This window comes from Streptomyces colwelliae (genome assembly GCF_048158785.1).
Classification (GTDB): domain Bacteria; phylum Actinomycetota; class Actinomycetes; order Streptomycetales; family Streptomycetaceae; genus Streptomyces.
Genome location: NZ_JBLTJC010000258.1, coordinates 1 through 15124, shown reverse-complemented (window position 1 = coordinate 15124; position 15124 = coordinate 1). Strand labels below are relative to the sequence as shown.

Here is a 15124-nt window from a genome sequence, read left to right as displayed (position 1 = left end):
GGTCCCGCGCTCTTCGCGCGGGACCCGCCCTTTCCCGTGTGTCACATTGTTATGCGCTGTCGCTGGCGACCTGGTCGGCTGCCATCGCATCCTGAAGGCTCTTGGGCCTCAGATCTTTCCAGTTCTCCTCGACGTAATCCAGGCATTCCTTGCGGCCGTCCTCGCCGAACACGACGCGCCAGCCATCCGGAACCTCGGCGAACGTCGGCCACAGGGAATGCTGTTCCTCGTCGTTCACCAGGACGAAGAACCGCCCGTCCTCGTCGTCGAAGGGGTTGCCACTCATGATTCAACTCCGATTCTCGCTGCTCGGCGTCGACACTCGGGGAATTCTTGCACGCCGCTCACCGCCGACGTAAGTGCTGTCACATTTCTCGATGTCCTGTGGACCGGACAGCCGCAACTGCCGTGAAACGCAAGCCCATTGTTACGAGGTCGCCAGGTGTCGCGAAAGCCTTCTCTCCGGACCGGCACACGCACTATGGTCTAACCCTGCGGCGCGTAATGCGGTGAACTCCCCGCATTCTGAGCACCGATGGCGACCAGATGGCGCCGCTCGCATTGCGAAGAGTCTCGGAAAGGTGATGCCACATGGCAAATTCCGTGGGCGCGGCCGTCAGCCACAGCCTGGGCGCGCAAGAACTCGATCAGTTTCAGCGCGATGGATTCATCGGCCCCTTCGACGTATACGGACCCGATGAAATGGAGTCGGCACTCCGGGCCATGCGGCCCAAGCTCATCGACAGCCGGCGGGGCGTCTACCACCAGGGGGACGCGCTGTCCGGCACGACCAATCTCGCCAGTTACGACCGCCACCTGGACGTCGATTTCCTCGCCGGGCACATCACGCGGCCGGAGATCGTCGACCGTGTGGCCAGTGTGCTCGGTCCCGACGCCCTGTGCTGGCGTACCGAGTTCTTTCCGAAGTACCCCGGCGACGAGGGCACCGACTGGCACCAGGCGGACAACTTCGCCAATGTGGGGAAGCACCCCCAGATCGTCTGGCCGGAGGACGCCGGCTTCGGCGGGGCCCTGACTGTGTGGACCGCCTTCACGGACTCGACGATCGAGAATGGCTGCCTCCAGTTCATCCCCGGCTCGCACCGGACGATGAACTACGACGAGAACAAGGCCATCGAGTACGACGCCGACCGCATCAACCAGAGCGTCAAGAACGGGGTACGGCGGGGCTTCTACGGCTACGACTACCGACAGCTCCAGAAGGACCCTGACTGGACCCCGGACGAGTCGAAGGCGAAGTCGATGGTCATGCGCCAGGGGCAGGCGATCATGTTCTGGTCCACGCTCATGCACGCGTCGCACCCTCACAGCGGGCTGACCGACCAGATGCGCCTCGGCTTCACAGCCCGGTACGTGCCCACCGCGGTGCGCGTGTACCCGTACCAGGAGACCCTCGCCGAGTACGGAGTGGAGGTCAGCCTCGAGAAGTGGGGGTGCGTGCTCGTCTCCGGCAAGGACGGGTTCGGCCACAACCGCTTCGTCGACCGCACCATCAACGGTGTGCCCTTCGAGGTGCGGTGAAGACCGACGAGCCCGGCACCGAAGCCGTTGTCTGTTCCGAGGCCGCGCTGTCCCTGCACCGGATCATCAACCGGACCGAGGCGCCCTACCCCCGGGACAGCAGCGTGGTGGAACTCTTCGAGTTCTGGGCGAACCACAGGCCGGACGCGACTGCCGTGCTCCAGGGCCACCGGGCGCTGAGCTACCGGCGGCTGAACCGACTCGCCAACGGGCTGGCCGGCGACCTGGCCCGGGACGGCGTCGGTGAGGGCACGCCCGTGGCGGTGTGCGTGGCCAGGTCCCCGGAGATGCTGGTGGCGTTGCTGGCTGTCCTCAAATGCGGCGGAACGTATGTGCCGGTGGACTTCCAGTGGCCCGACGAGCGGCTGGCCGCTGTTCTCGAGGACGCCGGCTGTAAGCGGTTGCTCGGCGACCGCGCGCGCGAGTTGGAGGAGCGGCTTGAGGGATCCGGCTGCCGCGTGACCGGAGTGGACGAAGCCTCGCTGCGGCCGCTCGCCACCAACCCGGTCTGCCCTGCGGGACCCGAGAGCATCGCGTGCATCAACTTCACCTCGGGTTCGACAGGCCGCGCGAAGGGCGTGCCGATCCGTCACCGAGGCATCGTCCGGCTGGTGCACGGGGCGACGTACGGGCGGCTCGACGAGCACAGCCGCGTGCTCCAGGTGACACCCGTGACCTTCGACATCGCGACCTGGGAGATCTGGGGTGCGCTGCTGAACGGTGGGACGTCCGTGATGTACCCGGCCGAGTCCATCCGGCTGTCGCACCTCGAAAGGGTCATCAAAGAGGGCGGTGTCACGATCCTGCTGCTGACCACCGCCCTGTTCAACTCGGTGGTGGACGAGGCCCCGGAGGCGCTGGAGACGGTCGCGACCATCACCAGCGGCGGCGAGGCGCACTCGCACCGGCACATGACCAAGGCCGTACGGACCTACGGGCCGGGTCGCGTCGTCAACCTGTACGGGCCGACCGAGTGCACCTGCATAGCGACTTGGTTCCCGGTCGACGAGCCGCCGCGCGAGGACGCGCCGCTGCCCATCGGACGGCCGATCCAGAACACCCGGCTCTATGTGCTCGCCGACGATGCCCGGCGGTTGTGCGGACCGGGCGAGATCGGGGAGATCTGCCTGGCGGGCGACGGCCTGGCGGCCGGCTACCTCGGACGTCCGGATCTCACCCGGGCGGCCTTCGTCCACCGCCGTATCGACGGCGTGTGGGAACGCCTGTACCGGACGGGTGATCTGGGACGGCTGCTGTCCAGCGGCGACGTGGTGTTCGAGGGCAGGCGGGATGACCAGGTCAAGATCAACAGCTTCCGTATCGAGCTCGGCGAGATCACCCACCATCTGAACAGTCATCCGCTGGTGAAGCAGAGCTGCGTGGCCGTGCGGGACAACCGCGGCGACAAGTCCCTGATGGCGTTCGTCGTACCGCTCGGCCAGGGTGCCTCACCGGTGGGCCTCCGGGACCATCTGGCGACCAAGCTGCCGCGCTACATGGTGCCGGCGCAGATCCACCTCTGCGACAGCTTCCCGCTGACGCCCAACGGCAAGATCGACCGCCATGCCCTGCTCACCGCACATGCCTCGCCCGCGAGATCAGGAGAGCCCAGCCCATGAGCGAAGCGACCCGAGAGACTGCCAGGCACACGATGACGCCGACCGAGTCGACGCTCGCGCAGATGTGGTGTGATCTGCTCGACCGCCCCGATGTCGGCACGGAGGACGACTTCTTCGAGGCCGGAGGCACGTCTCTCACCGCCATCAAGTTCCTCCAGCGCGTGGAGAAGGCGTTCGGGCCGGAGGTCCTGACGCCGGACCAGGTGTACGAGGACCCCCAACTGCGCAGCCTGGCTCGGGCCGTCGACGAGGCGACGGGACGCGGCTGAGGTGTCGTCGCCCTGGTACTCCGTCCCCGTCCCCCGTCCGGCGGCCTCGGTGCGGCTGTACTGCCTGCCGTGCGCCGGCGGGGACTCGACGATGTTCCGGGCGTGGGCCGATCACCTGCCGCCCTCCGTGGAGTTGCGGGCGATCCGGTTGCCGGGGCGGCATGGGCGGCATCCGGAACAGCCCTTCACCGACTGTGCCATGGCCGCGGACACCCTGGCGGGCGCCCTCGCCCCCGAACTGCGACCGCCCTACGTCCTGTTCGGCCACAGCATGGGAGCCTTGATCGCCTATCAGCTCCTGTTGGCCCTGGAACGGCGCGGGCTGCCCCCGCCGACGCTCTACACATCGGCCTCGTGGCTGGTGGAAGGCATACCGGTCGAGCGGCTTCCGGACCCGGCCGCGAGCGACGACCGTTTCATCGACAGGCTGCGGCGACTGGGGGGAGTGCCTTCCGAGGTCTTGTCGGACCCGGAGGTCCTGGCCTTCATGCTGCCGGTACTGCGGGCCGACTTCCAGCTGTGCCGGACGTACGAGCCCCGCGTCGGCCGAGCGCCACTGGCCGTGCCGATGCGAGCGATGGGCGGGGTCGCCGACACCGTGACCCCGGTCGACCGCATGGCGGGCTGGAGCCACCACACCACGCGCTTCCTCGGCGTGCGGCGCTTCCCGGGAGACCACTTCTTCGTTCGGGACCATGCGGACCGCGTGGTCGGTGCACTTGTCGACGACTTGACCGCCGTCTTGATCGGAGACCCGGCTCGCTCGTGAATCACGCCGTGCCGGGGGAGAACCCGGTGGTAGCCCCCAGTACAGGTGAATGCCGATTTGCCATGGCGAATAAGCCTCCTTCCCCATTTCCTATTCTGCATTTCGGTGTCCTGTCGACCGGACGGTGAAGTGGATTCGTCAGCCGTAGGCGGCGTCAGTATTGAGGAATGAGCTAGAATCGGCGAACCAACCTCTTTTTGCGATGTGTCAATCTGCTGGAATTTCACCGGAGAACTCTGCCGTGCCATTCCCGATGCCATTTCCCGGGTATTCGGGACACCGACCAGGAATCGATCATCAATCGCCAAGAGGAGCGCTGTGCCATGCCCATCGCCATCGACGACCTCATCAGCCGCGTTCGCGGCCATCGCTGCTACAGCCACCCGATCTTCGAGCACTGGGCAGCGACCCGGCCCGAGAGCGTGGTGGTGGGAGCGCTGTTCCACCAGATCCGTACCTTCTGCGACGCCACCCGTCCCGGGGGGAAGTTCCCTGAGGCGCTGGCCGTGCACAAGTTCTCCGAGGAGAGCACACTGCTCCAGGAGATCATCGAGAGCGAGGAGAACCACGGCCCCGAACTCGCCACCATGGCGGGGTACATCGTGAACCGGGCCGCTGGTCAGGTCGTCTTCGGAGATCTCTACGATCAGGAACTGGTCGAGCAGGGACTCAAGGAGTTCTCCGACCAGCTGCTGAAGAACCTGCCCGGGTACGACCCGAAGACCGGACTGCTGGCCCAGACCCGCCGGGCAAGGGCCGTGTTCGACCGGCGGCAGCAGGTGGACCGCGAGTCCACCCTGCGCAATCTCGGCACCGCCCTCGCCCTGGAGATGATCTCCAACCGCCATCTGATCCCCGGTGAGAAGACGGCGCTCGTGGACGCCGGCATCTACGAGGCGTCGCTGGAGGACGGGGAGATGCACTACCTGCTGGAGCACTGGGGCGAGATCGGTGCCGAGCAGCAGCACGAGAAGAATGCCATCGCGGCGGTCGGCTCCGTGCTCGACGAGGACACCGAGGCTCTGGTCCTGGAGGGCGTCGACGCCTTCCTTGAGGCACTGGTGGCCCTGTGGGACGTCCTCGACAGCGCGCTGCTGGCCTCCGGTCGGCCGGCGACGGAACTCGCCTCGGTCTGACCGGACCGGGGGCCCGTCACTCACGAGGAGACGGGTCCCCGGCTCTCACCTCGAACGCGGAAGGGGCACGACTGTGGTGCGTCCGTTGCGGATCGCCGCTCTCGTCAAACAGGTGCCGAGTTTCGAGAGCCTGCGGCTGGGGCGCGACGGCAGGCTGGAACGGACCGGGCACGGGCTGGAGATGAACCCCTACTGCCGGCGCGCCGTGGCCCAGGGGGTGGCACTCGCCCGCGAGTCCGGGGGTGAGTGCGTCGTGCTCACCCTTGGGCCGCCCGCCGCCGAGGACTGCCTCCGCGAGGCGGTCGCCTGCGGAGCGGGCAGCGGAGTGCTGATCAGCGACGCGGCATTCGCCGGGAGCGACACCCTGGCCACCGCCCGGGCCCTGGCAGCGGCACTGTGCAGACTGGGCCCGTTCGACCTCGTTGTGTGCGGACGCAACTCGGTCGATGCGGAGACTGGTCAGACACCGGCGCAGATCGCCGAACTGCTCGGACTGCCCATGGCGGCGGGAGTGCGCGAACTGGCCGTACGGGACGACACCCTGCAGGTCCGCTGCGAACACGACGACGGGTGGCTGCGCACCGAACTCCCCATGCCGGCACTGCTCAGCTGTGCGGAGCGTCTGATCCACCCGGCCAAGGCCGGATTCGCCGCGTGCGCGGCGGTGTCCGCGCACCGCATCACGCGTCTGGACGCTGCGCTGGGTCCGGGTCCCTGGGGCGACGCGGCCAGCAGGACCGTGGTGGGCGCCAGCCGGCGATTGAGCACGACCCGGCTGCGCCTGCGTTTCGACGGAGACGTCGACACCCAGGTCGAGCGGGCCGTGGTCAAGCTGGCCGAACTCGGCGCCTTCGACCGCGACGCCGAGCCGTCGCTGCCGCCCGTGCCCGAGCCCGGTCGTGACACCGACGCCGCCGGGATCGTGGTGCTCGCCGAACCGGGCCGTGACCGGCTCACCCGCGAGATGTTGGGCCGTGCCGCCGTTCTGGGCGCGTCCACCGGACGACGCGTCACTCTCCTCGGACCCGCGCCGCCGCCACCGGAGTTGGCCGGCTCCTGGGGAGCCGACGAGGTCCGCGCCGTCGTGGGCTCGTACGCCGAGCAGGACATTGCCGAGGGTCTCGCCGCGTGGTGCTTCGCCCGGTCGCCGTGGGCTGTCATGGCCGCCTCGACCATGTGGGGGCGGGAGATCACCGGACGGACGGCTGTCCGTCTCTCGGCGGGCCTGGTGGGTGACGCGATCGACGTCGACACCGACGCGCAGGGCGAACTCGTCTGCTGGAAACCGGCGTTCAGCGGCGAACTGGTCGTCGCCGTCACCTGCCGGTCGGCGACCTGCTTCGTCACGGTCCGCGGCGGTGCCCTGCACCTCTTGAAACCGCGCGCCGCAGCAGCGACTTCCCGGCCTGATCTGCTCGTCCCACCGCGAGGTCGACCGCGTCTCGTCTTCCGGGTGTTCGACGACGACCTCGATGCACTCGCGGGCGCCCGGGCCGTCGTCTGCGTAGGCGCGGCGGTGCCTCCCGAGGACTATCCGCTGCTCGACCCGGTGCTCCACGCTCTCGACGCCGAACTCGCCGCCACACGCAAGGTCACCGACCGCGGATGGCAGCCACGCGCCCGCCAGATCGGGGTCACGGGGCGCAGTGTGGCGCCGCGGCTGTACGTCGCCATCGGCACCAGTGGCAAGTTCGCGAACATGGCCGGTGCCTGTGGAGCGGGTCTGGTCCTGGGGATTAACAGCGATCCCGCGGCGCCGCTGTTCGACGCCGTCGATGTCGCGGTGGTCGCGGACTGGCGTACCGCCCTGCCGCGTCTCGTGACGGCCCTGGAAAAGCACGGTCTGCCACGCAGCTCCCCCCTGCTGGTGAGAGGAAATACCTGATGAGTCATAGTGGCAGCCGACCCGTCCCGGTTCCCGGCGTCGTCGACGGAGCGCTGGTCGTGTGTCTGGCGGCCAACCGGGAAGTCTCGTTCCACATCGAATTCGGCTCCAACGACGGACGGCCCGGACAGCATGTCCGGTTCGAATTCATTCTCCGACCCGAAGATGCTGACATCGTCCGCAGCGCGCTCATGGTGGACGGCGAACAGGCGCCGTCGTCGGGGAGGGGACCGTCGTCGGTCCCATGCCAGATAGGGATTCATGTGAATCACTGAGCTGGTTCGCGAGCGGCGGGTGGCCGGTTCGGGCTGCGCTACGGTGGGCGCCCCGGTTCACGCCGGGACATCCGTCGACCATGGCGACCACAGAGGATCGGAATGAGCGAGGCTTACCGCCGGTTAATCGAGTATTTCACGGAGAACGGAGTACGGTTCGAGGAGATCGAGCACCCGCCGGCCGCCTCTGCCGAGGAATACAGTCGGGTAGTGGGTTCCGAACTCCACGAACAGGCCAAGGCGCTGTTGCTGCGTCGTTACCGCAAGGCTGGTGGGAAGGACCTTGTCCTTCACTCGCTCCCGGGTGACCAGCGTGGCGATCTCGACGCACTGGCCGAGGTTCTGGATGCCAAGCGGCTGAGGATGGCGAATGCCGGCGAACTCGCCGAAGCCACTGGCTGCTCCTTCGGCGAACTGCCGTCCGTCGGCTCCATCTTCGGTATTCCGCTGAGCATGGACGCGCGCCTGCTGGCCCAGCGCAGGATCTTCTTCAACGCAGGCGTGCTGCACCGCTCGGTCGTGCTCGACCCTCAGCAGCTCAAGACCCTGGAGTCCCCGATCGTAGTGGCCGCGACGGCGACGTGACGGTTTCTGCCCGACCCGAATTCATCGGGTCGGGCCTCTCTTTCTCCCCTTTCACTGCCTGCTGGGTGCCGTATCTGTGGCATTTCCTCGTGCAGGAATAATAGCGCAATCGTGTCCTGTCAACGGGACGGTAAATCCGTGCCGTTGACCCGGCGGTTTCGCGGCTTCTTCCTTGACGCGTCGGTGCAGCGGCGTGAGTGTAGAAATACGCACGCCCGCGTCGGTCCGGTATTCGAGCCCAAATGAGGGGGAGGAACCTTGCGTTCGTTCGGCGTATCGTCGGTACAGCAGGGACTGTGGTTTGCCCAGAAAATGGCGCCGGAGTTCCCCAACAACGCTTCGATGATCTGGGATATTTTCGGAGACATCGATACGGATGCCCTCGTAATTGCTATTGGGCAGGTCTTCCGGGAGGCCGACGCCGCCCTTGTCAATTTCGTGGAGCATGAGGACGGACTCCGCCAGGTGATCGGCTCGCCCGACCGGCTGGACCCGTTCGTGCTCGACGTCAGTGAGGAACCGGATCCGGAGTCGGCCGCCCGCTCCCTGCTGGGCGATCTGATCGGCCGCCCTTTCGATCTCGCGCACGACATCCTCTTCCGGGTCGGCGTCATCCGGCTCGACCCCACGCGTCATCTGCTGATCCAGGTGTTCCACCACGCGGTGACCGACGGTTTCGGAGTGGTTTCCCTGCTGTCCCGGCGGACCGCCGAGATCTATACCGCCATGGTGCGCGGACGGCCGGTGCCCGAGCCCTGGTTCGAAGGACCCGGGGCGCTCGCCGAGTCGGACGACCGCTATCGCAATTCGCCAGAGTACGACGACGACGCGCGATTCTGGGTGGAGTACCTGGCCGAGGACACGCCGCCGGCACGGCTGCCGGCTCTCGGGGCCGCCGAAAGCAGGCTGTTGCCGCCGGACTTGGAGGAGCGGACCGAACGGCCCGACCGCTGGGTCGCATTGACCGACGCGGTCGGCGTGGTAAGCCGTGTGGTGTCGGTATCAGAGGAGGAGGCGTCCCGCTGGGAGGAGACGGCAGGCGCCCTGGGCGTTCGGATGCCCGCCCTGTTCGCTTCCGCTGTGGCCGCCTATCTGGGTCGCCGCTGCGGACTCGACGAGCTCCTGTTCTCGCTCAGTACGAAGAACCGAGATGAGGCTGTGCAACGCGTCCCCGGCCTCACCGTGAACGTGGTGCCCATGCGGGTCCGGGTGCCGGTCTCCGCGAGTTTCGCGGAGATCACGGCGTCCGTCGCAGCCGAGCGCCGCGTCGTGTTCGCTCACGCGCGTCACCACCGCAGCGATATCCAGCGCGGCGTCGGCGCGGTCGGTGGCGCGCGCAGCCCGTTCGGCGTGCTCGTCAACGTGATCCCGTACGTCACCGCACTCGACTTCGCCGGCAGCAGGGCGCACCTCAACAGTGGCGCCTGGGGCGCCGTCGAGGAGCTGACCATCTCGGCGTACCGGGACGGGCACCCGAGTGGCGACCTGAACATCCGTCTGGACGCACCCCGTTCGCTCTACGGCGTAGCCGAACTGCGACTACTGGCGGAGGAACTGGTGGAGTTCGTCCGGGCCGTGGTGGCCCGGCCCGACCTGCCCGTCGGCCGGTTCGACCTGCTGCGCCCGGCCCAGCGCGACCTCCTGCTCGACGAAGCCAACGACACCTTCAGGCAAACGCCGGAGTGCTCCCTGCCCGAGTTGGTACACCGTCAGGCCCTCGCCGGGCCCGAAGCCGTCGCCGTGGTCGACGGAGGAACTTCGCTGACCTACCGGGAGCTCGAGGAGCGCGCCGACCGCCTGGGCGCCGAGCTGCACCGCCGGGGCGTCGGCACGGAGTCGGTCGTGGCGGTGGTGCTGCCCAGGTCGGCGGAGCTGGTTGTGGCGCTGCTTGCCGTCCTCAAGGCGGGCGGCGCCTACCTGCCGATCGATCCGGGCCATCCAGCGGACCGGGTGCGGCGCATGGTCCAGGACACCCGTCCCGTACTGACGCTCACCTGCTCCGCGCATGCCGATGTCGTCCCCTCCCAGGCATGCCCCTCGATACTGCTCGACCGACTGGGGCCGCTGCCGGCCGGGACGGTCGCCGGAGACGCCCGGGCCGACGGCCTCGCGTACGTCATGTACACGTCCGGCTCGACGGGTGTGCCGAAGGGGATCGGTATCACCCATCGGAACATCGTCTGCCTCGCCCTGGACCAACGCTGGCGTACCGGGCACGACCGTGTGCTGCTGCGGTCCCCTTACGTCTTCGACGCCTCGACCTACGAGATATGGGTGCCGCTGACGCACGGAGGCCAGATCGTCGTCGCGCCGCCCGGTGACCTCGACGCCCGCGCTTTGGCACAACTCGTCGGCGATGCGGGCCTGTCGGCGGTCTTCGTCACGACGGCTCTGTTCAACCTCCTCGCGGAACAGGACCCGTACTGCTTCTCCCGCCTGGCCCAGGTATGGACCGGCGGCGAGCGGGTCAACCCGTCCGCCGTCCGGAGCGCGGCCCGCACCTGCCCAGGGACATCGTTCGTACATGTCTACGGACCGACCGAGACGACGGTCTACGCCACCTGCCGTCCGGTGAGCACGGACGAGGGCCCGGGAGACGACATCCCGATCGGGCGGCCTATGGACAACACCCGGGTCTACGTCCTCGACGGCGCACTGCGGCCGGTACCGCCCGGCGGCTCGGGCGAGCTGTATCTGGCCGGCCTCGGCCTGGCCCGCGGTTACCTCGGCCGCGGCGCCTTCACCGCGGAGCGGTTCGTCGCCTGCCCGTTCGGCGCGCCGGGTGAGCGGATGTACCGGACCGGAGACGTCGTCACCTGGACGCCGGACGCCGAGCTGCTGTTCGTCGGGCGTGCCGACGACCAGATCAAGATCCGCGGCTTCCGGATCGAGCCGGGCGAGATCGCGGCGACCCTCGAAGCGCATCCGGCCGTCTCCCAGGCCGTGGTCGTCACCCGCGATGACCCGGGGGCCAGCGGAGGACTACAGCTGGTGGCTTACGTGGGCGCGACCGGGGCGCTCACCGCCGCCGACGTACGGACCTTCATGGCCGATCGTGTGCCCGAGTTCATGGTGCCCGCGGCCTTCGTGATCCTGGACCGGCTGCCGATGACCCCGAACGGCAAACTGGACCGCGCCGCGCTGCCCGCCCCGGACCTCACCGACGAGCGCCACCGCGCGCCGCGCACACCGCGCGAGGCGACCCTTGTGCGTTTCTTCGTCGAGCTGACCGGTGTGGACGATGTCGGAATCGACGACAACTTCTTCCTGCTGGGCGGCCATTCACTGCTTGTCACCCGGCTTGTCAACCGCATCCGGACCGAACTGGAGGCCGAAGTCTCAATCGGCGTGGTGTTCGCCGGCCCCACCGTCGCCGAGATCGCCGAATGGCTGGAAACCGCGTTCCCCGTACGGCCGCCGCTGCGACCGATACCGCGTCCGGCGCGCGTGCCCCTGTCGTACGCGCAGCAGAGGCTGTGGTTCTTGCACCGGTTCGAGGAGCCGTCGCCCGTCTACAACATTCCGGCAGTGTTCCGCCTGACCGGTCCCCTCGACCAGGTGGCACTCTGCGCCGCACTCCGCGATGTCGTGGCTCGTCACGAGGCGCTGCGCACGGTGGTTGAAGAGGACGACGGGGGAGTCGCCCATCAGCGGGTGCTGCCGGTGGACGAGGCGTCGATCGATCTGCCTGTGGTGTCCGTGCGGCCGGAGATGTTCGAGCAGGCCGTGACAGAGTCGGCTGGCCTGCTCTTCGACCTCACCCGTGATCTGCCGATCCGTGCCGACCTGCTGCGCCTCGGCGCCGAGGAACACGCCCTGGTCCTGGTCCTGCACCACATCGCGGGCGACGGGGAGTCCGTCCTGCCCCTGGGCCGCGACCTGTCCGAGGCGTACGCCGCCCGGTTGCACGGCCGGGCACCCGACTGGCCCGACCTGCCCGTGCAGTACGCCGACTACTCGCTCTGGCAGCAGCGACTCCTGGCCGACGGCTCGGAAGAAGACGGTCTGCTGCGGCGCCAACTGGAGTACTGGCAGACCGAACTCGCGGGCGTACCTCAGCCGATGCGATTGCCGACCGGCCGGCCCCGCCCGGCCGTCGCCGGTCACACGGGCGGCTTCGTCGCCTTCGACATCGCACCCGAACTGCGCACCGCGGTCGAGGAGATGGCCCACACCCATGGCGTGACCCCCTCCATCGTCCTGCAGTCCGCGCTCGCTGTGCTGCTGCACCAGCTGGGCTGTGGCGACGACCTCGCCATCGGATCACCCATAGCCGGGCGCACCGACGCCGCGCTCGCGGATCTGGTCGGCTTCTTCGTCAACACCTGGGTACTGCGCGTACGGCTCTCTGGGCACCAGCCGTTCCATCGGGTGCTGGAGCAGGTCGCGGCGAAGGCTCTGGCCGCCTACGACAACCAGGACGCACCCTTCGACCGGCTGGTCGAACTGCTCAATCCCGAGCGCTCGCTGAGCCACCACCCCTTGTTCCAGGTGATGTTCGCCTGGCAGGACGAACTACCCGGCTTCGACCTCGCGGGCGTGCCGGCGCGGTGGACCTTCGCCTCCACAGGCACCGCCAAGTTCGACCTCCTGTTCCATCTGAGCCCGGCCCCCGACGGGCGCGGGCTGCGCGGCGGGATCGAGTATGCCGACGACCTGTTCGACCGGGACGGTGCCGAGTCGATCGCCAGGCGGTACGTCAAGGTACTGAGCCAAGTGGTCGCCGACCCGGCCCGCCCGGTGGGCGCGGCGGAGGTGCGCACCTCCGCCGAACGTGCCGACGCCCCCGCAGGCAGCGAACTGCCCGGACCGGAAGGCACGATCGGCGGTGAGGTCGCCCGCAGGGCCGTCGAAGCACCCGCTGCCGTGGCAGTGTTCGCCAAGGGCCGGTCGAGGCTGACCTATCGGGAGCTGAACGCCCGCGCCGACCGCTTGGCCCGTGAACTCGCAGGGCACGGCGTCGGCCCGGAGACGGTGGTGGCGATCGCCCTGCCGCGCTCGCCGGAGTGGGCCGTGGCCGCACTGGCCGTGCTCAAGGCCGGCGGCACCTGTCTGCCGATCGACCCCGCCGATCCCATGGAGCGGCTCGGGCTCATCCTGTCCGCAGCGGCTCCTCGGCTCGTGATCACCGACGCGACGAGTGCGGCCGGATTGCCCGAGTACGGGATCCCACGGCTGTTCCTTCCGGACGGCGACACCGGGGAACAGAGCCCGGAACCGGACCGTGCGTGGCCTGACGGGCTTGCCTTCCTGCTGTATGTGTCCGGGCCGGACGGACACCCGCACGGCGTCGCTGTAACCCACCGCAATTTGCTGTCCTGGTCGGCCGCGTACGCGGCCGACGGCGGTCTCGGCCGGACCGACGTGTGGGCCTGGTCGCACTCGCCGACGACGGACACCGGTGTGCGGGAGTTGTGCGGTGCGCTTGTGCACGGGGGCCGTGCACTGGTCGTGCCGGACACGGTGTCGCGCTCCGTGGGGGAACTCAGGGAGCTCGTCGTCGACGAAGACGTCACCGTGCTAACGGCCGAACCGGCGTTCTTCGATCAACCAGCGCCCGCCGAGGCGCAGTTGCGAACAGTGTTCCTGCCCGGTGAGCTGCCGGCACACGAGCGGCTCGATACCTGGGCAGCCCGGCTCTCGGCCCCACCCGCAGTCGCCGGTGTGCACGGCGGTGCGGAGACGATCGGATGGCCGGCCGCCGGTGTACCGGCCGCTCGGGCTGTCGTGCGGCTGCTCGGGCCGGGTCTCGCTCCGCAGCCCCCGGGCGCGGTTGGCGAAGTGTACGTCGTCGGCCCCGGTGTCGCGCGAGCGTACTGGGACAGTCCCGGTCTCACCTCCGAGCGGTTCGTGGCGGACCCGTTCGGTACCCCAGGCGCGCGGATGTACCGTACCGGGGAGCTGGCACGCTGGGACGAGGACGGGGAGCTGCACTTCGTGGGCCGGGCCGACCGGCGCTTGCAGGTGGACGGTCTGTGGGTCGAACCCGCCGAGGTGGAGGTCGTGCTCCTCGCTCACCCGGGGGTCGCCCAGGCTCTCGTACGCCCGGACGAGAGCCGTCCGGGCGAATGGCGGTTGTTGGCTTACGTGGTCGCAGACATACCGTCCAGCGGTGACGCCGCCGATGTCGACCTGACGGCCGGCCTGTCCGCGGCGGAACTGCGGGCCTTCGCGGCCCGTCGGCTGCCGGCACCCATGGTGCCCGCGGCCATCGTGATCCTCGACCGGATGCCCACGACCGCGTCCGGGACGGTGGACGACACTGCCCTGCCCGCTCCGAGCACCTCCTCGGACACGTACCGGGCACCCACCTCCGCGGTCGAGGAGATTCTTGCCGCCATCTACGCCGAGGTGCTCGGGCTGGACCGGGTCGGTGTGGACGACGACTTCTTCGCCGCCGGTGGCGAGAGCATCCGATCGATCCAGGTGACGGTCCGGGCCCGCGCGGCTGGCATCAGGATTGACCCCAGGCAGGTCTTCGAGTGCCGTACGGTCGCCCGCCTCGCCGAGGCCGCGGACACCGCAACCGAACAGGACCCCTCGCTGGCCGAACTCGACGGTGGAGCTACTGGCTGGATGCCCCTGTCGCCCGTCGCCCGCCATGTCCTCGGCCTCGGCGGGAACCGGGCGGGATTCGCCCAGAGCATGGTCCTGGCCCTGCCGCCGGACGTGGACGAAGCCGGGCTCACCGCGACCGTTTCCGCGGTGCTGGACTGCCACGCCGTTCTGCGCTCCCGACTCGTACCCGAGCCCGAGGCTGGCCTCGTGACCGGCGGGCCCTTGGAGATCGACGGACTCATTCGGCGATCCGGCTGGACGGGCATGCCCACGGGGGAGCCGTGGCAGCGTCGGCTGGACGCGGAGACCCGCGCCCTGGCGGACGAACTCGACCCCCTCTCCGGCGTGATGGTCCGGATGCTGTGGTTCCCCACCGCTCGACGTTTGTTGGTGGTGGTTCATCACTTGGTGGTGGATGGGGTGTCGTGGCGGGTGTTGGTGGGGGATCTGGCGGTTGCTTGGGAGGTGGTGCGGTCGGGGGGTGTG

At 68.8% G+C, this 15124-nt stretch carries 9 protein-coding genes; 8 read left to right on the top strand and 1 reads right to left on the bottom strand.

All coding sequences use genetic code 11. The features are described 5' to 3' along the window. Window positions 1–49: 49 nt before the first annotated feature. Window positions 50–286, bottom strand: coding sequence for an MbtH family protein (locus tag ACNFOC_RS37485; RefSeq protein ID WP_416963491.1), 237 nt, complete (start codon window positions 284–286; stop codon window positions 50–52). Window positions 287–591: 305 nt separating this feature from the next. On the opposite strand from ACNFOC_RS37485, the gene ACNFOC_RS37480 reads away from it, so the two are divergent. From ACNFOC_RS37480 to ACNFOC_RS37445, 8 genes are all read left to right on the top strand, one after another. Continuing rightward, entirely contained in the window at window positions 592–1542 is a 951-nt protein-coding gene (locus tag ACNFOC_RS37480) for a chlorinating enzyme (protein WP_416963490.1), read from the top strand. Beyond that, a complete protein-coding gene (locus tag ACNFOC_RS37475) occupies window positions 1539–3161 on the top strand; it encodes an amino acid adenylation domain-containing protein (RefSeq protein ID WP_416963489.1) in 1623 nt (540 codons plus the stop codon). The genes ACNFOC_RS37480 and ACNFOC_RS37475 overlap by 4 nt, the downstream gene beginning before the upstream one ends. Beyond that, a complete protein-coding gene (locus tag ACNFOC_RS37470; RefSeq protein WP_416963488.1) occupies window positions 3158–3430 on the top strand; it encodes a phosphopantetheine-binding protein in 273 nt (90 codons plus the stop codon). The genes ACNFOC_RS37475 and ACNFOC_RS37470 overlap by 4 nt, the downstream gene beginning before the upstream one ends. Before the next feature lies 1 nt (window position 3431). Next, the gene (locus tag ACNFOC_RS37465) at window positions 3432–4199 is read left to right on the top strand and encodes a thioesterase II family protein (RefSeq protein ID WP_416963487.1); all 768 of its coding nucleotides are present in this window, start codon (window positions 3432–3434) and stop codon (window positions 4197–4199) included. A 323-nt stretch (window positions 4200–4522) separates the two neighbouring features. Beyond that, window positions 4523–5335, top strand: coding sequence for a hypothetical protein (locus ACNFOC_RS37460; protein WP_416963486.1), 813 nt, complete (start codon window positions 4523–4525; stop codon window positions 5333–5335). Window positions 5336–5408: 73 nt separating this feature from the next. Further along, the gene (locus ACNFOC_RS37455) at window positions 5409–7220 is read left to right on the top strand and encodes an FAD-binding protein (RefSeq protein ID WP_416963485.1); all 1812 of its coding nucleotides are present in this window, start codon (window positions 5409–5411) and stop codon (window positions 7218–7220) included. 377 nt (window positions 7221–7597) lie between these two features. Continuing rightward, window positions 7598–8080 (top strand): YbaK/EbsC family protein, encoded by a 483-nt coding sequence (locus ACNFOC_RS37450; RefSeq protein WP_416963484.1) that lies wholly within the window; start codon window positions 7598–7600, stop codon window positions 8078–8080. A gap of 312 nt (window positions 8081–8392) precedes the next feature. Further along, window positions 8393–15124, top strand: a 6732-nt coding sequence (locus tag ACNFOC_RS37445) for a non-ribosomal peptide synthetase (protein WP_416963483.1), incomplete at its 3' end; no start/stop codon positions are given.

What these genes read in the sequence shown, in the direction of transcription:
- ACNFOC_RS37485 (WP_416963491.1), bottom strand. Translation starts at nt 286, where the DNA reads ATGAGTGGCAACCCCTTCGACGACGAGGACGGGCGGTTCTTCGTCCTG.
- ACNFOC_RS37470 (WP_416963488.1), top strand. Translation starts at nt 3,158, where the DNA reads ATGAGCGAAGCGACCCGAGAGACTGCCAGGCACACGATGACGCCGACC.
- ACNFOC_RS37480 (WP_416963490.1), top strand. Translation starts at nt 592, where the DNA reads ATGGCAAATTCCGTGGGCGCGGCCGTCAGCCACAGCCTGGGCGCGCAA.
- ACNFOC_RS37450 (WP_416963484.1), top strand. Translation starts at nt 7,598, where the DNA reads ATGAGCGAGGCTTACCGCCGGTTAATCGAGTATTTCACGGAGAACGGA.
- ACNFOC_RS37460 (WP_416963486.1), top strand. Translation starts at nt 4,523, where the DNA reads ATGCCCATCGCCATCGACGACCTCATCAGCCGCGTTCGCGGCCATCGC.